Genomic DNA, 18,270 nt, shown 5'->3' on the forward strand with positions numbered 1-18,270 from the left:
CGCAATTTTGGCCTTCCCAACATGACATTAATGTGGCATTCATTGCGTCAACAGTTTCAGGAGGGGAGAGCCTGAAAGGCTGGGCCGGGACGAAAGTTCCGGCCCTCTTTTTTTGTGCGCAGCATGAATAAAGCCCGGAACCCTCGCTTTTCAGCCCTTGTTGCGGCGGTAGTGCAGTGGGGCAAAGGGCTGCCAGTCGCCGTCATCCGCCAGCACCGAATCGCGCACGACCAGCCGGTCGGGCGTTTCGAGGCGATAGACCGACCGGCCGATTTCGACCGGCGGCGCTTCCCCAATTGCTGGTCCAGTTTCGGGCGGGCGCGCGCCTGCCGATCAGCCGTGCCATCGTGGCGGATGAAGCCGTCGCCGGTTGCGGGCGCCGAGCCGCCCGCCCGGCGTCATGGCGCCATTTCGGATTGCGAGAACATGAAGGCATTGCCGTCGGGGTCATAGAAAGTGAGGAGTTTGACCAGCCCCGGAATATGCCGGATGCCGCCGTCCTGCTGCACACCCTCGGCGTCGAGATGCGCTTTCGCCTGCTCGATATCGGCAACCTCGAACACATTGGTCGCGCCGCCACCCTGCACGACGCTCTCGACCTGACTGAGCCCGATATTCACGCCCGCCATCGGCGTCTTGAGCTCGCACCAGCCGATCTCGTCGACGCGGTAGAGCAGCTTGCACTGCATCACCCGCTCGTACCAGGCGATCGACGCGGTCATGTCCTTCACGCCCATCGAACAGGTGAGTTCGGACCCGATCTGCAATGCCATCTTCCTGCCTCCCATGACCACCGCGCTTGCACCTATGGTCCGGTTTGTATAGTTACTTGCAGATGTCGTCAAGCACGCCCGACCCGCTGCTCGTCCAGCTTGGCAGCCACCGCTGGCTCGTACCTCTGCTCGCCGATCTGGCGGCGCACCGCGGCGCGCGCTTCGTTGAGCTGGCCCACCGGCTCGGCCTTGCGCGCGACAGCCTGACCCGCACCCTCGACGCCGCCGCTACGCTTGGCTGGGTGCAGCGCAATCCCGGCCACGGCCATCCGTTGCGCCCTGAATATATCCTCACCGAAGCGGGAGCCGCCGCCGCCGCGCGCGCCGCGACGATCGCCGAAGCACAAAGCGCAATCGGCCTGCCCCCCGGCGCGGCGACGCGGTGGGGGCTGCCGATCGTCGCGGGGATCGGCGCGGGGCACCACCGCTTCAACGCGCTGTCGCGCCTGCTCGCCCCCGCCACCCCGCGCGCGCTGTCGCAGGGGCTGAGCGCGCTCGGCACGCACGGGCTGGTGCGTCGCGAGGTGCTGGATATGCGCCCCCCGGCGAGCCGATACGATCTGACGCGGCGCGGGCGCGTGTTGGCGGAAGCCTGTTTATAACCGTCGTCATCCCGGCCTTCGCCGGGATGACGACACAAATTAACTCAAAGCCGCCTTCACGAAATCCGCTGCCCTTTCGCCGATCATGATGCTCGGCGCGTTGGTGTTGCCGCTGACCAGTCGTGGCATGATGCTCGCATCGGCAACCCACAGCCCGTCGATGCCGTTGAGCTTCAGTGTCGGATCGACCACCGCATCGGCATCGCTGCCCATCCGGCACGTGCCGACGGGATGATAGACGGTGTCGGCGCGGCTGCGGATCAGCGCGTCGAGCGCGGCATCGTCATCGAGGTTCACCGGATGGCGGTCGACCCCCGCATAATCGGCGAGCGGCGGCGCCGCGACGATGCGGTGCATCATCCGCACCCCGGCGCGAAGCGTCGCCATGTCGCGCTCGTCGGTCAAAAAACCGGGGTCGATCGTCGGTGCCGCCGCGGCATCGGAGGACGCCAGCCGCACCGTGCCTCTGCTTTCAGGCCGCAGCACGCAGGCGTGGCACGAAAAGCCGTGCCCCTTGACCTTGGTGCGGCCATGATCCTCGAGCATCGCGGGCACGAAATGATACTGCACGTCGGGCGCAGGCAGGTCGGGGCGCGATTTCCAGAATCCCCCCGCTTCGGCGAAACAGGTCGTCATGATCCCCGTCCGGCGGCGGCGATGCTCGACGATCGCCTTCACCATCCGCCAGGTGCCACCGAAACTGTCGCCGAAGGGATCGGTCGAGCGCGTTTCCCAGCTCGACACATAATCGATATGGTCCTGCAGATTGTCGCCGACCCCGGCATGGTCGCGCGCGACGGCAATCCCCATCTCCTGCAAATGCGCGCCGGGCCCGATCCCCGACAGCATCAATATCTGCGGACTGCCGAACGCCCCCGCCGACAACACGACCCCACCCCGTGCGCGCAGCGTCTCGCGGCGGCGCCCGCAGCGGATCGTGACACCGACCGCGCGCCCCTCCTCGATCAAAATCTTCTCGACCAGCGCGCCGGTGCGGATGTCGAAGTTCGATCGCCCGCGCAGCGGCTCGACATAGGCGCGCGCCGCCGACCAGCGCTCGCCGCCTTTCTGCGTCACCTGATAGAGGCCGAAGCCTTCATTGTCAGGGCCGTTGAAATCAGCAGTGCGCGGCAATTGCAGCGCCGTCGCGCTCTCGACGAAGCGTCGACTCGTCACATTGGGCCAGCGCTGGTCCATCACATTCAGCGGCCCGTCCCCGCCGTGAAACTCGTCACCGCCGCGCTCATTGCCCTCGCTGCGCTTGAAATAAGGCAGCACGTCGGCATAGCTCCAGCCGGTCGCGCCCAGCGCCGCCCACTGGTCGTAATCGAAGGCGTGCCCCCGGATATAGACCATCGCGTTGATCGCGCTCGACCCGCCCAGCCCGCGCCCGCGCGGCTGATATCCGATGCGGCCGTTCAGTCCCTGTTGCGGCACGGTGTCATATCGCCAGTTCGACGATTTGGGGATGAAGGGCATGAAACCCGGTGTCTTCACCCGCACGATGTCGTTCGTCCCGCCCGCTTCGACCAAACAGACGGTGCGCGCCCCGTCCTCGGCGAGCCGCCCGGCCGCCGCGCTCCCCGCGCTGCCGCCGCCGATGACGATGATGTCGAACTGATCCATGATGCGCCCGCTCTCCCTTGCCACCGGTTCGGTGGTCAATCGCGACTTACATGAATGTCATTAAGCGGCGTGGCAAGCCTATACGTCGCCCCCGCGAAGGCGGGGCCGCGTTAGGGCTTACTCGGCGATGGATGCGTCAACTTCCAGCGGCCCCCGCCTTCGCGCGGGCGACGGTTATTACTCCGCCGCCTCCTCGCTCGTCCGCCCCGCCGCCCAGCGCTCCTTGATCATCGCGCTCGTCGCGCGGCTGCCGTCGTGGCTCCAGCCGGGCTCGCGCCAGATATAGTCCAGCTTGTGCTTCCACGGCGCGTGCCAGACATCCTTCGCGATGCCGACCCATTCGTGCACCGCGGCCCACAAGATGTTGAAGCTGCCGAGCTGTCTGACGATGCCGTAGCGTACCGGCTCGTCGTCGCGTTCGGCGACGAAGCTGCCGAACAGCTTGTCCCAGATGATGAACACGCCCGCATAATTGGCGTCGAGGTAGCGCGGGTTCACCCCGTGATGGACGCGGTGGTGCGAGGGCGTGTTCATCACCGCCTCGAACCATCGGGGCATCCGCCGGATCGCCTCGGTATGGATCCAGAACTGGTAGATCAGGTTGAGCCCCGCGCAGAAGAACACCATCGCGGGCGGAAAGCCGATCAGGAAGAGCGGAAGGCGAAAGATGAAGGCAAGGCTGAAGAAGCCCGTCCACGTCTGCCGGAGCGCGGTCGACAGATTATAGTGCTGCGAACTGTGGTGGATCACATGGCTCGCCCAGAACCAGCGCACGCGGTGCGCGCTGCGGTGAAAGGCATAATAGGCAAGGTCGTCGAGGACGAAGCAGAGGATCCACGCCCACCACCATTGCCCGAAGGTTATTCCGATGTCGAACAGCCGGAATTGATGGATCCAGACCGCCATGCCGATCACCGCCGCGCCGACCAATGCGCCCGCGACCTGACTGCCTGTGCCGAGCAGCAGCGAGGTCAGCGTATCGCGCGCTTCATAGCGGCTCCGGTCCTTGCGCCGCGACACGATCATTTCGACGATCAGCAACAGGATGAAGCCGGGCACCGCATAGGCGACGGGATCGGGCAGTTCAGCCACGCACCACCTCCCGCATCCGGCTCGCCCACATCCCCGCATCCTTCCCCAGTTGCAGCGTCACCGCGCCGAACGTTTTTTCGGGCATCGTCAGCGTCAGGAAGTCCTTGTCGAGCCGACCGATCACGCCGGCATCGACCGGCCGCGCCGCGAAATGATTGCCGTGCGCGCGGATCAGCAGCATCCGTCCTTCGCCATTGCGAACGATCGCGGCAAAGCCCGCGCGGTCGCGCCCCGCCTCGACCCCGCGAAACCCGGCCTCGGCCTCTTCGGCGAGGCGGATCGCATGGGCTTCATCCGCGATCCGCGGATCGGCGCCCAGTTCGAGTTTCCCGACCAGCCAGGCGACGAACAGCACCGCGACGAGCGACGCGCCCGTCTGAACAAGAACCGCCGTCACCGTTCCCCCGCCAGCGCGTCGAGCATCGGCCGCAACCCCGACAGATCATAGCCCGCCTTCGCCGCAGCCTCGACGATCGCGCCGACATCCTCGCCGGCGCGCGCACGCGCCAGCGCCCATAAATGCGTCGAGCGCGTTCCCGACCGGCAATAGGCGAGGATCGGTCCGGTCGCATCGCCGAGCAACTTGTCGAGCGCGTCGATCTGCGCGTGGCTGAACCCGGAACGGCCGATCGGGATCGCGGCATAGGCCAGCCCCTCGGCGGCGCAAGCGTGAGCAATTTCGTCGCCTTGGGGCGCCGCGGGCTCCTCGCCGTCGGGGCGGTTGTTGATCACCATCGCAAAGCCTTGCGCTTTCGCTTCGGCGACATCGGTGATACCGATCTGTGGCGCGACGCTGAACTGGGCGGACAGGGGACGAAAATCGCTCATGTCCGCGATCTACTCCCGCCGACTGGCTGCTGACAAGCGTGAAGGTGCGGAGGCGACTTATGACAATCTGATTTGGGCTGGCGAGCTGCCGTTGATAATCCTCCCCATCGACTTGCGATGGGGAGGGGGACCGCCGCGAAGCGATGGTGGAGGGGCAGCGAGCGCTGCGCGCTCGCTGCCCCTCCGTCAGCCCTGCGGGCTGCCACCTCCCCATCGCAAGTCGATGGGGAGGATATTAGGGCAACTAACGGCCGCTCTCGAACGATCAGAACTGCCGGATCACATCCAGAAACGCATCGCCCCACGCCTCCAGTTTTTTGGCGCCGACGCCAGGAATCGCGGCAAGATCGCTGCGCGTCGCGGGGCGCTCGCTCGCCATCGCGCGCAGCACCGCGTCGTGGAACACGACATAGGGCGGCACCCCCGCCTCGGCGGCAAGCTCGCGCCGGATGCCGCGCAGTGCCTCGAACAGCGGATCGCCGACCGGATTGGCCGCCGCGCGGTCGCTGCGGCTCGCACGCTGCGTACGTTTCACCGGCGGCTCGGCGATCAGCACCGGCGCTTCGCCCTTCATCACCGCGCGGCCGGCGGGGCCGAACATCAGCCCGCCATGCTCGGTCGCCTGCAACGCCTCGCGCGCGACGAGCGTGCGGACCAGCGGCTTGATCAGCCGCGCTTCCTCGCCCTCGACGATTCCGAACACCGACAATTTGTCGTGCCCGCGGCTGACGACCCGTTCGTCGCTCCGCCCCGTCAGCACCGCCTCGACATGGCCCGCGCCGAAACTCTGACCCGTGCGATAGACCGCGCTCATCAATTTCTGCGCGAGCACCGTCGCATCGACCTGTTTCGGCGGGTCGAGGCAGGTGTCGCAATTGCCGCAGCGTGTGGGCGGATTTTCGCCGAAATGGCGGAGCAGCAGCGCGCGGCGGCACTGGGCCGTTTCGACCAGCGCCGCGAGCGCATTGAGGCGCGCGCGTTCGGCCGCGACGCGCGCCTCGGGCAGTTCGGACAAGCGCGCGCGGGCGCGCGCAAAATCATCGGCGGCCCACAGCATCAGCGCCTCGGCCGGGTCGCCGTCGCGCCCCGCGCGGCCCGTTTCCTGATAATAGCTTTCGATCGATTTCGGCAGGCCCGCGTGCGCGACGAAACGCACGTCGGGCTTGTCGATCCCCATGCCGAAGGCGACCGTCGCCGTGACGATGCCGTCCTCCGACGCGACAAAATCATGCTGCACCCGCGCGCGCCGCTCGGGGTCCAGCCCGGCGTGATAGGCGGCAACGCTGCGCCCCGTCGCGGCGGCGAGCCTTTCGGCCATGCGTTCGGTCCCGTCGCGCGTCGGGCAATAGACGATCCCCGGCCCCGGATTGGCGGCGATGAAATCGGCCAGCTGCTTCGCCGGGCTCACCCGCGGTGTTACCCGATAGCGGATATTCGGCCGGTCGAAGCCCGCGAGCACCAGCCCCTCGGCCGGAATGCCCAGCTGGACGAGAATATCCTCGCGCGTATGCTTGTCGGCGGTCGCCGTCAGCGCGAGCCGCGGAACGTCGGGAAAGGCATCGAGAAGCGGCCTGAGCAGCCGGTAATCGGGGCGGAAATCATGCCCCCATTCCGAAACGCAATGCGCCTCGTCGATCGCGAACAGCGCAGGTGCGCGCGCTTCCATGAGCGAGCGGAAGCCCTCGCCCGTCGCGCGCTCGGGCGTGATATAGAGAAGGTCGAGCTGCCCGTCGCGATAGGCCTGCCGCGTGTCGGCGAAATCGGCATCGACGCTGGTGAGCGACGCTGCTCTTATTCCCGCCGCGCGCGCGCCGCGCAGCTGGTCGTGCATCAGCGCGATCAGCGGCGACACGACGACGACGCAGCCCTCCAGCGCCACAGCGGGCAATTGATAGGTCAGCGATTTTCCTGCCCCCGTCGGCATCACCGCCAGCGTGCGCTCGCCCGCCATCACCCGCGCGACCACCTCGCCCTGACGGCCCCGAAAGGCGTCGAAGCCGAAGGTGGATTTGAGCAGCGGGAGGAGCGCGTCGGCGGGAGAGGACATGACCCCGCCCTAGCAAGCGCGGCCATGCGACGGTAGGGGTTATGCCGCCGCCTCCCCGGCAAACAACCAGCGCCCGTACATCCAGGCCGCCACCGCGCCGCCGAGCTGCGCCGTCACAAAGGCGGGCACGTCGGCGGGTGCGATGCCGGCGAAACTGTCCGACAGGCTGCGCGCGACGGCAATGGCGGGATTGGCGAAACTCGTCGACGAGGTGAACCAATAGGCGGCGGTGATATAGAGCGCGACGCTGGGTGCGACCCAATCGGGGCGGTGGCGCACGGTGCCGAGGATCGTCAGAATCAGGCCAAAGGTCGCGACGAACTCGCCCGCCCACTGCCCGCTGCCCGTGCGCGCCTTCTCCGAGAATTGCAGCAGCGGCAAGTCGAACATCAGATGCGCCGCCCACACGCCAAGAATACCGCCCGCAAGCTGCGCGGCGACGTAAAGGGCCGCGGCGCGCGGTGCAATGCGGCGGCCGAGCGCCATCACCAGCGTCACCGCCGGGTTGAAATGCGCCCCCGACACCGGCCCCAGCATCGCGATCAGCACGAATAATATCGCGCCGGTCGCGAGCGCATTGGCGAGCAGCGCAATCCCGACATTGCCGCCCGACAGCGTCTCCGCCATGATTCCCGATCCAACGACCGCCGCGAACAGGAAAAAGCTGCCGATCGCTTCGGCCGCGATCTGCCGGGTCACGCCGCGCCCTCCATCTGTCCGATTGCGTTCAGCGTGGCGCGCCGCTCGGCCGCCGTCATGGTTTCGAGCGGCAGCGCGAGCATCGCCGCGACGCGCATTTCGAGCAGCCGCCAGGTTTCGGCGAAGGCCGCATCCTCGGCCGCCGCGCCGCCCGGCGCATCGGCGGGGTCGGCAAGCCCCCAATGCGCGCGCACCGGCGCGCCGGTGAACAGCGGGCACGCCTCGCCCGCCGCATTGCCGCACACGGTGATCGCGATGTCGATGCGGGGCGCGCCCGGCGCGGCGAATTCGTCCCAGCTTTTCGAGCGGAACGCTGCCACGTCAAAACCCTTTGCGCGGAGCAGGCGGAGCGCCGCGGGGTGCGGTGCACCCCTCGGCTTGCTCCCCGCGCTGAACGCAGTGAGCCGCCCTTCGCCCATGCGCCCGACCAGCGCCTCGCCCAAGATGCTGCGCGCCGAATTGCCGGTGCAGAGCACCAGCACGCCAAGCCCCCCGGTCACGGCGTCAGCAACAGACGTTCGGCGCGGACGCCGGGCGCACCTCGACTGTCGCAGGCACGCAACACGCGCCTTCGGCAGCGTCGGCCGACGCCAGCGGCGCAAAATCGGGGCTGTCGCCGTACACCGTCGCCTCGCCATTGGTCAGAAAGGCTTCCCACACCACCCCGTCGGGATCGGCGATCCAGCTTTTTTCGGACTTGGCGTAGCAACAGGTCGTCGCGCCCTCTTCGAGCACCGGGGCGCCGGCGTCCTTCAAACGGCCGTAGACCGCCTTCAGCTCATCGGCATCCTCGACTTGCAAGCCGACATGCTCGATCCCGCGATGCGCGCCGTCGCGCACCGAGATGGCGAAATTGATCCGCGGATCGTCGAGCATCCATTTGGCATAATCGGGCTTGGTCACGCTCGGCGCCGCGCCGAACAGCCCGCTGTAAAAGGCGATCGACTTGTCGAGGTCGGCAACGCCGACATGCATGTGGAACCGGCTCATGCGCTTTTCCTTTCGCCGTTGGTTTCGGTGGCACATCCCGCCGCGGGCGCACAGACCGCCCCGCCGCAGCAATTTTCCATGAGGAAGCCGACGAGCGCGGTCATCGCGCCATAATCGGCCGAATAGATGAGCGAGCGCCCCTCGCGCCGCTGCGCGATCAGCCCCGCGTTGGCGAGCTGCGCCAGATGGAAGGACAGCGACGACGCCGGAACCCCCAGCGCCTCGGCAATCGTTCCCGCCGCAAGTCCGTCGGGGCCCGCCTGCACGAGCAGCCGGAACAGCGCCAGCCGATGCTCCTGCGCCAGCGCGCCGAGCGCGCGGATAACGGTTTCGGATTCCATCGTCATCTCCATGTTTTGATGATTGTCGAAATATGGAAATAAGCGATGCAGGTCAACAGATATTTCGACAAACGTCGAAATAATTTGATGCCTCGTCATTGCGAGCGAAGCTGCCCGGTCCTAAACCGTCCCCTCCTCCTTCTCCGCCTGCTGCCGCGCCCACATGTCGGCGTAGAGCCCGCGCATCCGCAGCAGTTCGTCGTGCGTCCCCGTCTCGGCGACGCGGCCCTTGTCGAGCACGATGATGCGGTCGGCGTTCGTCACCGTCGACAGGCGGTGCGCGATCACCAGCGTCGTTCGCCGCGCCGCGATGCGCTCCAGCGTATCCTGGATCGCCGCCTCGGTGCGGCTGTCGAGCGCGCTCGTCGCTTCGTCGAGGATCAGCACCGGCGGGTTCTTGAGCAACGTTCGTGCAATCGCGACGCGCTGCTTCTCGCCGCCCGACAGTTTCAGCCCGCGCTCGCCGACCTCGGTGTCATAACCCTGCGGTAGCAAGGCGATAAAGCCGTCGATCGCCGCGCCCTCGGCTGCCGCTGCAATCTCCTCGGCGCTCGCCCCCTCGCGGCCATAGGCGATATTGTAACCGATCGAATCGTTGAACAGCACCGTGTCCTGCGGAACGATGCCGATGCTCGCGCGCAGGCTCGCCTGCGTCACCTGCGATATGTCCTGCCCGTCGATCAGGATGCGCCCGCCTTGCGGGTCATAGAAACGGAACAGCAGCCGCGCGATCGTCGACTTGCCCGCCCCCGAAGGCCCGACGATCGCCAGCGTCTCGCCCGCGCCGACGGCAAAGCTGACGCCGTTCAGGATCGTGCGGTCCGGCTCGTAACCGAAGACGACATTCTCGAACGTCACCGCCCCGCCGTTCACCACCAGCGGCCAGGCATCGGGTGCATCCGAAATCTCCGGCGGCGTGTCGATCAGGCGGAACATCGCTTCCATGTCGATCAGCCCTTGACGGATGACGCGATAGACCATGCCGAGCATGTCGAGCGGGCGGAACAGCTGGGCCAGAAGCGTGTTCACCAGCACGACGTCGCCGACCTTGTAGGCGCCGACCGACCAGCCCCACACCGTATAGGCCATCGCCCCGGCGAGCGCGGCGTTGGTGATCAGGCTCTGCCCGATATTGAGCCAGGCGAGGCTGTTCTCGCTTTTCACCGCGGCGCGCGCATATTGGTCGGCGACGTCGCGGTAACGCGCCTCCTCGCGCGCCTCGGCGCCGAAATATTTGACCGTCTCGTAATTGAGCAGGCTGTCGACGCTGCGCCCTATGGTCAGCGTGTCGAGGTCGTTCATCCGGGCGCGCAGCGCGTTGCGCCAGTCGGTCACCTTGCGCGTGAAGAGGATATAGACGACGACCATCAGCGCGGTCGCGCTCGCCAGGCCGAAGCTGAACCTGGTCCAGAAGATGATCAGCACCGCAGCGAGTTCGATGACCGTCGGCGCGATGTTGAAGAGCAGGAAATAGAGCATCGTGTCGATGCTCTTGGTCCCGCGCTCGATCACCTTGGTCACTTCGCCCGTTCGCCGCGCGAGATGAAAACGCAGGCTCAACGCGTGCAGGTGGCTGAAGGTCGCGATCGCCAGCTCGCGTGTCGCATCCTGCCCGACGCGCTCGAACACAACATTGCGGAGGTTGTCGAACAGCACCCCGGCAAAGCGGGCGCCGGCATAAGCGAGGACCAGCCCGATCGCGAGCGCGACGCCTTCCTCCATCCCCGGCACCATCGCGTCGATCGCCGCGCCATAGAGGAAACCCATCGACAGCTGCACGCCCTTTGACGCCAGCACGATCAGCCCGGCCCCGACGATCCGCACCTTGTGGCCTCTGTGTCCCGCAGGCCACAGATAGGGCAGGAAACGCTTCAGCGTATCGAGAACGGGCGGTTCCTTGGCCGCGTCGGCGGAGGTGGCGGTATCGGGCGGCATGCGCGCCCCATGTAGGGGGGCGCGAGCGGAAGGCCAAGCGGGCTGAACGGCGAAATCAAGCTATCTCGCCAATTCGTCATCCCGACGAAGGCCGGAATCTCGCAGATCTAGAGTTTCTCGCGCGGCCCCAAATGCCGCATGATGCGCTCGATCAGCCGCCGTTCCTCGGACGTAGGGGTCGGAATGATCGCCGCGGGCGGCTCGGCACGGCGACCGAGCAACGGACGGCGCAGCGGAACAAGGGGAGAGAAGCGCATCGGGGGCTCGCCTTTCAGGACGCGGTGTCGCCCCCCGGCACCGCAATGGTTCTGGACCCGTCGGCCATGGTGATGGCGCAGGGTTGCCGAGCCGTGAAAAGCGCTGGTTACTGCTTTCTTTCCGGTACGGTAAAGGTACCGGTGACGCGCCCGCCCGTGCCGCCCGCGACCGGATTGCCGTCGGGGCCCCGCGCCGCGCCGCGGCCGTCGACCGTCGCGCGACCGCTGTTCAGGTCGATAACCAGCCGTCCGCCGCGCAGATTGTTGCCGCGCTGGCGCAGCTCGACATTGCCCACCATGGTGATCAGCCGCCGGTCGAGGTCATAGATGGCGACATTGCCACGCGCCGATTCATCGCCCTTCACCACCGTCACCCCGCCGGTCGCGTCAAGCCGGTTGACGTCGGTGCCGCCCGCACGCGTATAGGCGACCGTCATTCGGGGCGCGGTAACGACCAGCCCCGCCTGGGTGACGCGGACATTGCCCGCGAGCACCACCCGGTCGGCGCGGTCCTGCACCTCGATGCTGCCAGCGGCGAAGTCGACCGGCGCATTGCTGTTGTGATTGGCCAGCGCCTGCGCCGCCGCACGGTCGCCACCGCCGACCGACAGGATCGCGAGGCTGGTCAGCACAAACCCCGCGCCCGCGAGCATCAGGCTCCTGCGCGTCCCGGTCCGGTTCATTTGATCGCTCCCTGGTTGATCCGCAGCCGGGCATTGCCCTCCAGCCGGACAATCCGCTTGTCGAGGTCGGCGGACAGCGCGTTGGCCGAAAATTGCCCGATGTTCAATGCACCTTCGACGCCGCCCGTTCCGATCAGACGGCGGGTGTTCAGGTCGACCGCGACATTGCTTGCGTCGAGCCGGTATCCGTTGGCGCTGCGTACCCGCACCGTGCCGGGCACCACGACCCTTTCGGTTTCCATATTATAGGCGCCGCTTTGGGCAACGATCGTCGCGAGGCCGTCGGCGAGGCGGATCGCACCCGACAGGTCGGTCATCCGCACGATCGGTTCGGCCGAGCTTTTCTGCACCGCGCTGCCCGCGAGCAGCGCGAACGGCTGCCCCTTGGCATCCTGCCCGCGATATTCGGCCCGCGTCACCTTCATTCGCTCGCTCGCCATGTCGACCTTGTCCTTGGCGAGCAGGAAGCTGATCTCGGCGCGCTGGGTGAAGGGCGAAAAGACCAGCACCGCCGCGACGACGCCGATCACCAGCGGCAGGCCATAGCGCAGGACGCGCACCACCCGGTCGTGGCTCGATCCGCTGCGCGCCCACATCTGGCGCATCGTGCGGTCAAGGTCGGCGCGTTCGGACATCGCTTGCGAATCGATCCTCAACTGTGCGCGAAAATATCGACCTCGGGCCATCCCGCGAGGTCGAGCGCCGCGCGCGTCGGCAGGAAATCGAAACAGGCCTGCGCCAATTCGGTGCGCCCCTCGCGCGCCAGCCGCGCGTCGAGGATCTCCTTCATCGCGTGCAGGAACCGCACGTCGCTCGCGGCATAGTCGCGCTGCGCCTCGCTGAGTTCGGCGGCGCCCCAGTCGCTCGACTGCTGCTGCTTCGACACCTCCTGCCCCAGCAGCTCGCGCACCAGTTCCTTGAGGCCATGGCGGTCGGTATAGGTGCGCACCAGCTTCGAGGCGATCTTGGTGCAATAGACGGGCGTCGTCACGACGCCGAGTGCCTGCTGCAACGCGGCGATGTCGAAACGCGCGAAATGAAAGAGTTTCAGCCGCTCCGGGTCGGCGAGGATCGCCTTCAGCACCGGCGCGTCGTAGCTGCTGCCGGGCCTGAAACGAACCAGATGCTCGTCGCCCGACCCGTCGCTGATCTGGACGAGGCACAGCCGGTCGCGCAGCGGATTGAGCCCCATGGTTTCGGTATCGACCGCGACCGCGCCAGGCCCCAGCACATCTTCGGGCAGGTCTTCTTCGTGGAAATATACGCTCATCCCGCCGCCTTAGGCCAAGCGGCCGCGCCGCTCAATGACTGGTTTTCGCCGGCCTGCCACGCCGGGCCGGGGCCGCGGTAATCTGTATGATATTCCCGAAGGCGCCATTGCAATTTTCTGTTCGCAGCCTGTGGATAATTAGGCTATATCTTGCGTCCTTGGTGGCATGGGGCGAGTCTGTGCCCGTGGTGAACTGCGTCCCCGTCCGGCGCAAGGAGCCGGTTGAATGGGGTATGGACGACCGAAAGCGACTACTAAGCAATGAGTTTCAATAAGGATCGCCGTGGCCATCGGGGACGCGGCAAGCGCGATGATTTCGGCAATTTCGACAGCTTCGAACCGGCCCCCTATGGCGGCGACTCCTACGGCGGCGGGCGTGGCGGTTTCGGTGATCGTGACCGCGGCGGTTTCGCTGGCGGCGACCGGGGCGGTGGCTTCGGCGGCGGCGACCGTGGCGGCGGCTTCGGCGGTGGGCGTGGCGGCGGCATGCCGGCACAGGTCGTCGGTGAAGGCCAGGGCACGGTCAAGTTCTTCAACCCGTCCAAGGGTTTCGGCTTCGTCGCCCGCGACGACGGTGGCGAAGACGTCTTTGTCCATATCAGCGCGGTCGAACAGGCGGGGCTCCAGGGTCTCGCGTCGGGCCAGCCGCTCGCTTTCACGCTCGTCGAGCGCAACGGCAAGGTGTCGGCAATCGACCTCAAGATCGAGGGCGAACCGATGCCGGTCGAAGAGTTCGCCCCGCGTCAGCGTGAGGATCGCCCGGGCGGCGCCCGCGGGCGGCGCCAGTTGACCGGCGAACGCACGTCGGGCACGGTGAAGTTCTTCAACACGACCAAGGGCTTCGGCTTCATCGCGCGCGACGATGGCCAGGCCGACGCCTTCGTCCACATCAGCGCGGTGCAGCGCGCGGGCATGGCGGGCCTTGAAGAGGGCGACCGCGTCGCCTTCGACATCGAAGTCGATGATCGCGGCAAGTTCGCCGCGGTGAACCTGCAGCCGCATCAGGACTGATCGGCGGCACGACCGGACACGAAAAGGGCGGCCCCGGGGCCGCCCTTTTTTCAGGATGCATCGCCGCGCACCGCGGCTGGCCCGACGCTGGCGCCCTCACCCCGTGCGCCGCGCGAGCCAGACGCCTGCAATCATCAGCGCAATCCCGGCGATCCGTTTCAGGTCGATCGTCGAGCGTATCGCGCCGAACAGGCCAAAATGGTCGATCGTCGCCGCGCTGACGAGTTGGCCGACGAGCACGAAAAAGATCGCATTGCCGACACCGAAGCGCGGCGCGATGAAGGTCACGGCGATCACATAAAAGGCAACGAACAGCCCACCGAAATAGAAATGTACGGGGATGTCGCCCGTGAAGCGCACCGCGCCGAACGAGCCGGTCATCAGCGCGCCCGCCGCAGCGATGAGGAAGGCGAGACCGAAGAGGATCATCGACGCCGCCATCGGGCTGCCAAGCCGCGCGCCAAGCCCCCCGTTCAGCGCCGCGAGGATCGGGATGCCGACCCCGGTGAGCAACATGATCGCGGCGAAGGCGGGGGCGGCGTGGTTCGCTGTCATGTTTCGGGCTCCTTCGATTTTTGCCGCGCACGATATGCGGCGACGGGCAGGCCGCCCACCCCCCAATTGTCCAGATCGACCTCGTCGATATTGACGACGGTTGTCGCGGGGTTCTTGGCCAGCACCTCCTGGAGCAGGTCGGTCACTCCGGCGATCAGTTCGGCCTTCTGCGCGGCCGTCGCGCCCTCGCGCGTGATGCGGATGTTGACATAAGGCATGGTCTTTCTCCGGTCAGAGTCCCAGGTCTTCCAGCCCCGGATGGTCGTCGGGGCGGCGGTCGCCGCGCCCATCGCGCGGCCAGAGCAGCAGGCGATCGGCGGCGGCGATCGCCACATCGTTGATGCTCGCGATCCGCCGCCGCATCGTGCCGTCTTCGGCAAACTCCCAATTCTCATTGCCATAGGAGCGCCACCAGCCGCCTTCGGCATCATGCCATTCATAGGCGAAACGCACCGCGATACGGTTGCCGGAGAAAGCCCACAGGCCCTTCACCAGCCGATAATCCTGTTCGCGCTGCCATTTGCCGGTGAGGAAGTCGACGATCGCATCCCGCCCGGTCAGAAAGGTCGAGCGGTTCCGCCATTCACTATCCTCGCTGTAGGCGAGCGCGACGCGCGCGGGATCGCGACTGTTCCAGCCGTCTTCGGCCAGACGGACCTTGCGCGCCGCGCTGACGGCGTCGAAAGGTGGAAGCGGGGGCCGGGACATGACGCGCGTCTTCAGGCGAAAGGGGTGGCAAATTCGATGCGGATGCCGCCGGGCATCGCGCAGATGAAATGGTGCGTCGTCGCGCCCTCGCGGATCGGTTCGGGGTCGAACTCGATCGTCACGCCGGGATGCGCCTGCACCCGTGCAAAAACGGCGCGCAGCGCGTCGAGATCGGCGACTGCGAGCGCCAGATGGTGCAGGCCGATGTTGGCGCGGCGATCGAAGCGCGTCGCGCGCGCCGGATCGGCGACCTGCCACAAGGTGAGCAGCGTCGTGCCGTCGGACACGAAGATCGCCGGATAGTCCGGGCGCTCCGCCGCGACAGTGAAACCCAGCGTCTCGACAAAAAAGTCGCGCGCCTCGGCGACGTCGCGGACGGCGAGCCCGACATGGTGCGCGCCGCGGGTCATGGCTATGGTCATGGATTTCCTTTCCTGTTCAAAATATCGCCCCCCGACGCAGGTGTCGCGCGCTTGCGAGGGGTAAGGAGGTTGCGCGCGGGGCTTCAGGCCGTGGCTTCGGCGGCGAGCGCCGACGCGGACCAGCCCGGCATCGACGGAAAGCCGGGCAGCGCGGCAATGCGGCGCGTCCAGTCGCGGATGCGCGGCCAGTGGTCGAGGTCGATCCCGCCATCAGGTGCGAGCGCGAGATAGGGGCTCGCGGCGATGTCGGCGATCGTCAGCCGGTCGCCGACGAGCCAGTCGCGTCCCCCCGCCAGATGCGCTTCGACGACCGGCAGGATGCGCTCGGCAACGACCACCGCGCGATCATGGTCGATCGACCAGTCGAACAGCCGCTCGGCGCGCAGCAGCGCGGGGCCGTTGAAAATCTCGTTTGCCGCGTGCGACAACCACATCATGATCGCGCCGCGCTCTTCGGGCGTGCGCCCGTCCCAGTCGCCGGGGCGGTGCCGCGCCGCGAGATAGGCGAGGATCGCCTGACTGTCGCGCAGGACGAAATCGCCTTCGACATAGACCGGGATCTGCGCCATCGGGTTGAGCGCGCGAAAAGCCTCGCTCTGCCGCGCCGCGGCGTCGGTGGGCTCGTCGTGCCAGTCGAGGCCGAGCAAGGCGAGCGCGATACGCACCTTGTGCGCATTGCCCGACATGGCGGAACCATGAAGGCGGATCATCGTCAGTCTCCCCTGGGGTCGGCGCGCAGGGCGGCAAGCTCGGCGCGCAGTTGATTGAGTTCGGCCGCCATCGGGCGGATCGCCGCCGCAATTTCGGCCTCGGTGAAGCGCGGGGTGATATGTTGCGAACAATTCCATTCCCAGCCGATGACGTCGATGAAGAAGGCGCGCTCGGGCGTCGCGCGATAGCCCTCGGGCATCAGCGCGGTGACCGCGGCGGGATCGTCGGCAAGCTCGACGATGCGGGCATGGCCCACCAGTTTCAGCCGGTCGCGATGGGGATAGTCCATCAGGAACAGCGCGACGCGGTCATTGCCCGCGAGGTTCGCGGTGCTGATATATTGCCGGTTGCCGCGATAATCGGCGAAGCCGATGCGGTTGCCCGAAATATGGCGCAGAAAACCGGCGGGACCGCCGCGGTGCTGCATATAGGGCCAGCCTTCGCCGTTGACGCTCGCCATGTAGAAGCTGTCGCGCTGTGCGATGAAGTCCAGCTCCTTTGCGGTCAATGCGTCGGGGGTGCCGTCGGCCCCCGCGTCCATCTTCAGATAGGAAGCACGCGAGCCATGGCGCTCCTGCAAGGCCTTGACCGCGTCGTCGAACAGCGTGTGCCGGTAATTGCGCGCCATCATCCTCACCTTCGCACGAAGCCAGACGAACCGAGATCTTCCGGGAGAGGGCGCCTCCGTTCGCAGCGCCGATGTAGGCTATTGCAAAGGACGTGATAATCAGCCATTTTGGTATATCTTAATTCCTGTAAGTGGAATAATCTTGGACCGGTTGCTGACGCTGGAAATGTTCGTCGCGGTGGCGAGCGAAGGCGGTTTCGCCGCCGCCGCGCGCAAGCTGGGCAGTTCGCCGCCAGCAGTGACGCGCGGGATCGCGGCGCTTGAGGCGCGGCTCGGCACGGCGCTCTTCCATCGTTCGACGCGCGCGGTCGCGCTGACCGACGCCGGCGCGGCCTTTCTGGGCGAGGCGCGGCGCATCCTCGCCGACCTCGCGGGCGCCGAACGCGCGCTGCGCGGCGCCGCGGCAGCCCCCAGTGGCCAGCTCCACCTCACCGCGCCGGTGATGTTCGGGCGGCTGCACGTGCTGCCGGTGGTCGATGCGATGATGACCAAGCACCGCGAGCTTGGCGTGCGGATGATGCTGATCGACCGCAACGTCCGTATCGTCGAGGAGGGCATCGACGTCGCAGTGCGGATCGGCGCGCTCGCCGATTCGGGGCTGAAGGCGGTGCGCATCGGCCGCGTGCGCCAGATGCTCGTCGCCAGCCCCGCCTATCTCGCGCGCCGCGGCGCGCCGCACGGCATCGCGGATCTCAAGGGGCATGATCTGATCGGCACGATGGGGCCGCGCTGGACGAGCGAATGGCAGTTCGCCCGCGAACGCTGGCGGCTGCCCGCGCCGCCGCGGTTGACCGTCAACACCGTCGACGGCGCGCTCGCGGCGGCCGAGGCGGGACTGGGGATCGCGAACCTCTTGTCCTATCAGCTAGCCGAGGCGATCGACGCGGGGCGGCTGATCGCGCTGCTGGAGCAGGAGCAGCCGCCCGCGCTGCCCGTCCATCTGCTGTTCGAACCGTCGCGCGCGGCGCTGCCCGCGGTGCGGCTGTTCGTCGAAGCGATGCAGGCGCGTATGCGCATGGCGGGGCTGGGATGAAGGGGGGAGCGTTGGGCTGGGAAGCGGACCTTCGTCTTACTGTTGTACCCCGGCGAAAG

General features: G+C 67.0%; 24 protein-coding genes. 3 read left to right on the forward strand and 21 right to left on the reverse strand.

Annotation, left to right across the window (positions count from 1 at the left end; all coding sequences use genetic code 11):
- Positions 1-398: 398 nt before the first annotated feature.
- Positions 399-773 carry a VOC family protein gene (locus tag SALA_RS11875; protein ID WP_011542613.1) on the reverse strand — a complete coding sequence of 125 codons (375 nt, stop codon included), beginning with the start codon at positions 771-773 and terminating at the stop codon, positions 399-401.
- Positions 774-835: 62 nt separating this feature from the next.
- Here SALA_RS11875 and SALA_RS17335 point away from each other — a divergent pair, with 62 nt between their 5' ends.
- On the forward strand, positions 836-1,375 hold the full coding sequence (locus SALA_RS17335) for a winged helix-turn-helix transcriptional regulator (RefSeq protein WP_011542614.1): 540 nt from the start codon (positions 836-838) through the stop codon (positions 1,373-1,375).
- Positions 1,376-1,414: 39 nt separating this feature from the next.
- Here SALA_RS17335 and SALA_RS11890 read toward each other — a convergent pair whose 3' ends face one another.
- The 14 genes from SALA_RS11890 to SALA_RS11950 form a co-directional block, all read right to left on the reverse strand.
- On the reverse strand, positions 1,415-3,001 hold the full coding sequence (locus SALA_RS11890) for a GMC family oxidoreductase (protein ID WP_011542615.1): 1,587 nt from the start codon (positions 2,999-3,001) through the stop codon (positions 1,415-1,417).
- A 177-nt stretch (positions 3,002-3,178) separates the two neighbouring features.
- Positions 3,179-4,093, reverse strand: a complete 915-nt coding sequence (locus SALA_RS11895) for a sterol desaturase family protein (protein WP_011542616.1) — start codon at positions 4,091-4,093, stop codon at positions 3,179-3,181.
- Positions 4,086-4,490, reverse strand: a complete 405-nt coding sequence (locus SALA_RS11900; protein WP_011542617.1) for a hypothetical protein — start codon at positions 4,488-4,490, stop codon at positions 4,086-4,088. The genes SALA_RS11895 and SALA_RS11900 overlap by 8 nt, the downstream gene beginning before the upstream one ends.
- Complete coding sequence (locus SALA_RS11905; protein ID WP_011542618.1) at positions 4,487-4,921, reverse strand: TIGR01244 family sulfur transferase; 435 nt, start codon at positions 4,919-4,921, stop codon at positions 4,487-4,489. The genes SALA_RS11900 and SALA_RS11905 overlap by 4 nt, the downstream gene beginning before the upstream one ends.
- A 265-nt stretch (positions 4,922-5,186) precedes the next feature.
- The gene (gene recQ, locus SALA_RS11910; protein WP_011542619.1) at positions 5,187-6,968 is read right to left on the reverse strand and encodes a DNA helicase RecQ; all 1,782 of its coding nucleotides are present in this window, start codon (positions 6,966-6,968) and stop codon (positions 5,187-5,189) included.
- A 39-nt stretch (positions 6,969-7,007) separates the two neighbouring features.
- Complete coding sequence (locus tag SALA_RS11915; protein ID WP_011542620.1) at positions 7,008-7,667, reverse strand: aquaporin; 660 nt, start codon at positions 7,665-7,667, stop codon at positions 7,008-7,010.
- Entirely contained in the window at positions 7,664-8,167 is a 504-nt protein-coding gene (locus SALA_RS11920) for an arsenate reductase ArsC (RefSeq protein WP_011542621.1), read from the reverse strand. The genes SALA_RS11915 and SALA_RS11920 overlap by 4 nt, the downstream gene beginning before the upstream one ends.
- Before the next feature lie 4 nt (positions 8,168-8,171).
- On the reverse strand, positions 8,172-8,657 hold the full coding sequence (locus tag SALA_RS11925; RefSeq protein ID WP_011542622.1) for an ArsI/CadI family heavy metal resistance metalloenzyme: 486 nt from the start codon (positions 8,655-8,657) through the stop codon (positions 8,172-8,174).
- Complete coding sequence (locus SALA_RS11930) at positions 8,654-8,998, reverse strand: ArsR/SmtB family transcription factor (RefSeq protein WP_011542623.1); 345 nt, start codon at positions 8,996-8,998, stop codon at positions 8,654-8,656. The genes SALA_RS11925 and SALA_RS11930 overlap by 4 nt, the downstream gene beginning before the upstream one ends.
- Positions 8,999-9,118: 120 nt before the next feature.
- Positions 9,119-10,933 (reverse strand): ABCB family ABC transporter ATP-binding protein/permease, encoded by a 1,815-nt coding sequence (locus tag SALA_RS11935; RefSeq protein WP_011542624.1) that lies wholly within the window; start codon positions 10,931-10,933, stop codon positions 9,119-9,121.
- A gap of 107 nt (positions 10,934-11,040) precedes the next feature.
- Positions 11,041-11,190 carry a hypothetical protein gene (locus SALA_RS17160; protein ID WP_153802692.1) on the reverse strand — a complete coding sequence of 50 codons (150 nt, stop codon included), beginning with the start codon at positions 11,188-11,190 and terminating at the stop codon, positions 11,041-11,043.
- 107 nt (positions 11,191-11,297) lie between these two features.
- A complete protein-coding gene (locus tag SALA_RS11940) occupies positions 11,298-11,873 on the reverse strand; it encodes an LptA/OstA family protein (RefSeq protein WP_011542625.1) in 576 nt (191 codons plus the stop codon).
- Complete coding sequence (gene lptC, locus SALA_RS11945; RefSeq protein WP_041384091.1) at positions 11,870-12,508, reverse strand: LPS export ABC transporter periplasmic protein LptC; 639 nt, start codon at positions 12,506-12,508, stop codon at positions 11,870-11,872. Before lptC ends, SALA_RS11940 begins: the two co-directional genes overlap by 4 nt.
- A gap of 17 nt (positions 12,509-12,525) precedes the next feature.
- Entirely contained in the window at positions 12,526-13,143 is a 618-nt protein-coding gene (locus SALA_RS11950) for a ribonuclease D (RefSeq protein WP_011542627.1), read from the reverse strand.
- Between the two features lie 261 nt (positions 13,144-13,404).
- On the opposite strand from SALA_RS11950, the gene SALA_RS17585 reads away from it, so the two are divergent.
- Complete coding sequence (locus SALA_RS17585; protein WP_011542628.1) at positions 13,405-14,154, forward strand: cold-shock protein; 750 nt, start codon at positions 13,405-13,407, stop codon at positions 14,152-14,154.
- A 96-nt stretch (positions 14,155-14,250) separates the two neighbouring features.
- Here SALA_RS17585 and SALA_RS11960 read toward each other — a convergent pair whose 3' ends face one another.
- The 6 genes from SALA_RS11960 to SALA_RS11985 form a co-directional block, all read right to left on the reverse strand.
- Complete coding sequence (locus SALA_RS11960) at positions 14,251-14,709, reverse strand: DMT family transporter (protein ID WP_011542629.1); 459 nt, start codon at positions 14,707-14,709, stop codon at positions 14,251-14,253.
- A complete protein-coding gene (locus SALA_RS11965) occupies positions 14,706-14,927 on the reverse strand; it encodes a tautomerase family protein (RefSeq protein ID WP_011542630.1) in 222 nt (73 codons plus the stop codon). The genes SALA_RS11960 and SALA_RS11965 overlap by 4 nt, the downstream gene beginning before the upstream one ends.
- Before the next feature lie 13 nt (positions 14,928-14,940).
- Entirely contained in the window at positions 14,941-15,417 is a 477-nt protein-coding gene (locus tag SALA_RS11970) for a DUF1348 family protein (protein WP_011542631.1), read from the reverse strand.
- A gap of 11 nt (positions 15,418-15,428) precedes the next feature.
- Positions 15,429-15,839 carry a VOC family protein gene (locus SALA_RS11975; protein ID WP_011542632.1) on the reverse strand — a complete coding sequence of 137 codons (411 nt, stop codon included), beginning with the start codon at positions 15,837-15,839 and terminating at the stop codon, positions 15,429-15,431.
- An 83-nt stretch (positions 15,840-15,922) separates the two neighbouring features.
- Positions 15,923-16,549, reverse strand: coding sequence for a glutathione S-transferase family protein (locus SALA_RS11980; protein ID WP_011542633.1), 627 nt, complete (start codon positions 16,547-16,549; stop codon positions 15,923-15,925).
- A 2-nt stretch (positions 16,550-16,551) separates the two neighbouring features.
- The gene (locus SALA_RS11985) at positions 16,552-17,178 is read right to left on the reverse strand and encodes a pyridoxamine 5'-phosphate oxidase family protein (RefSeq protein ID WP_011542634.1); all 627 of its coding nucleotides are present in this window, start codon (positions 17,176-17,178) and stop codon (positions 16,552-16,554) included.
- 142 nt (positions 17,179-17,320) lie between these two features.
- Between SALA_RS11985 and SALA_RS11990 the strand changes: the two genes are divergently transcribed.
- Positions 17,321-18,211, forward strand: a complete 891-nt coding sequence (locus SALA_RS11990) for a LysR family transcriptional regulator (protein ID WP_011542635.1) — start codon at positions 17,321-17,323, stop codon at positions 18,209-18,211.
- The last annotated feature ends 59 nt before the right edge of the window (positions 18,212-18,270 follow it).

Source organism: Sphingopyxis alaskensis RB2256, assembly GCF_000013985.1.
In the GTDB taxonomy this organism is placed as follows: Bacteria; Pseudomonadota; Alphaproteobacteria; order Sphingomonadales; family Sphingomonadaceae; genus Sphingopyxis; species Sphingopyxis alaskensis.

Coding starts and splice junctions, on each gene's coding strand:
- SALA_RS11985 (WP_011542634.1), bottom strand. CDS start 17,178: ATGGCGCGCAATTACCGGCACACGCTGTTCGACGACGCGGTCAAGGCC.
- SALA_RS11965 (WP_011542630.1), bottom strand. CDS start 14,927: ATGCCTTATGTCAACATCCGCATCACGCGCGAGGGCGCGACGGCCGCG.
- recQ (WP_011542619.1), bottom strand. CDS start 6,968: ATGTCCTCTCCCGCCGACGCGCTCCTCCCGCTGCTCAAATCCACCTTC.
- SALA_RS11930 (WP_011542623.1), bottom strand. CDS start 8,998: ATGGAATCCGAAACCGTTATCCGCGCGCTCGGCGCGCTGGCGCAGGAG.
- SALA_RS11975 (WP_011542632.1), bottom strand. CDS start 15,839: ATGACCATAGCCATGACCCGCGGCGCGCACCATGTCGGGCTCGCCGTC.
- SALA_RS17585 (WP_011542628.1), top strand. CDS start 13,405: ATGAGTTTCAATAAGGATCGCCGTGGCCATCGGGGACGCGGCAAGCGC.
- SALA_RS11935 (WP_011542624.1), bottom strand. CDS start 10,933: ATGCCGCCCGATACCGCCACCTCCGCCGACGCGGCCAAGGAACCGCCC.
- SALA_RS11940 (WP_011542625.1), bottom strand. CDS start 11,873: ATGAACCGGACCGGGACGCGCAGGAGCCTGATGCTCGCGGGCGCGGGG.
- SALA_RS11970 (WP_011542631.1), bottom strand. CDS start 15,417: ATGTCCCGGCCCCCGCTTCCACCTTTCGACGCCGTCAGCGCGGCGCGC.
- lptC (WP_041384091.1), bottom strand. CDS start 12,508: ATGTCCGAACGCGCCGACCTTGACCGCACGATGCGCCAGATGTGGGCG.
- SALA_RS11960 (WP_011542629.1), bottom strand. CDS start 14,709: ATGACAGCGAACCACGCCGCCCCCGCCTTCGCCGCGATCATGTTGCTC.
- SALA_RS11925 (WP_011542622.1), bottom strand. CDS start 8,657: ATGAGCCGGTTCCACATGCATGTCGGCGTTGCCGACCTCGACAAGTCG.
- SALA_RS11980 (WP_011542633.1), bottom strand. CDS start 16,549: ATGATCCGCCTTCATGGTTCCGCCATGTCGGGCAATGCGCACAAGGTG.
- SALA_RS17335 (WP_011542614.1), top strand. CDS start 836: ATGTCGTCAAGCACGCCCGACCCGCTGCTCGTCCAGCTTGGCAGCCAC.
- SALA_RS11890 (WP_011542615.1), bottom strand. CDS start 3,001: ATGGATCAGTTCGACATCATCGTCATCGGCGGCGGCAGCGCGGGGAGC.
- SALA_RS17160 (WP_153802692.1), bottom strand. CDS start 11,190: ATGCGCTTCTCTCCCCTTGTTCCGCTGCGCCGTCCGTTGCTCGGTCGC.
- SALA_RS11905 (WP_011542618.1), bottom strand. CDS start 4,921: ATGAGCGATTTTCGTCCCCTGTCCGCCCAGTTCAGCGTCGCGCCACAG.
- SALA_RS11950 (WP_011542627.1), bottom strand. CDS start 13,143: ATGAGCGTATATTTCCACGAAGAAGACCTGCCCGAAGATGTGCTGGGG.
- SALA_RS11875 (WP_011542613.1), bottom strand. CDS start 773: ATGGCATTGCAGATCGGGTCCGAACTCACCTGTTCGATGGGCGTGAAG.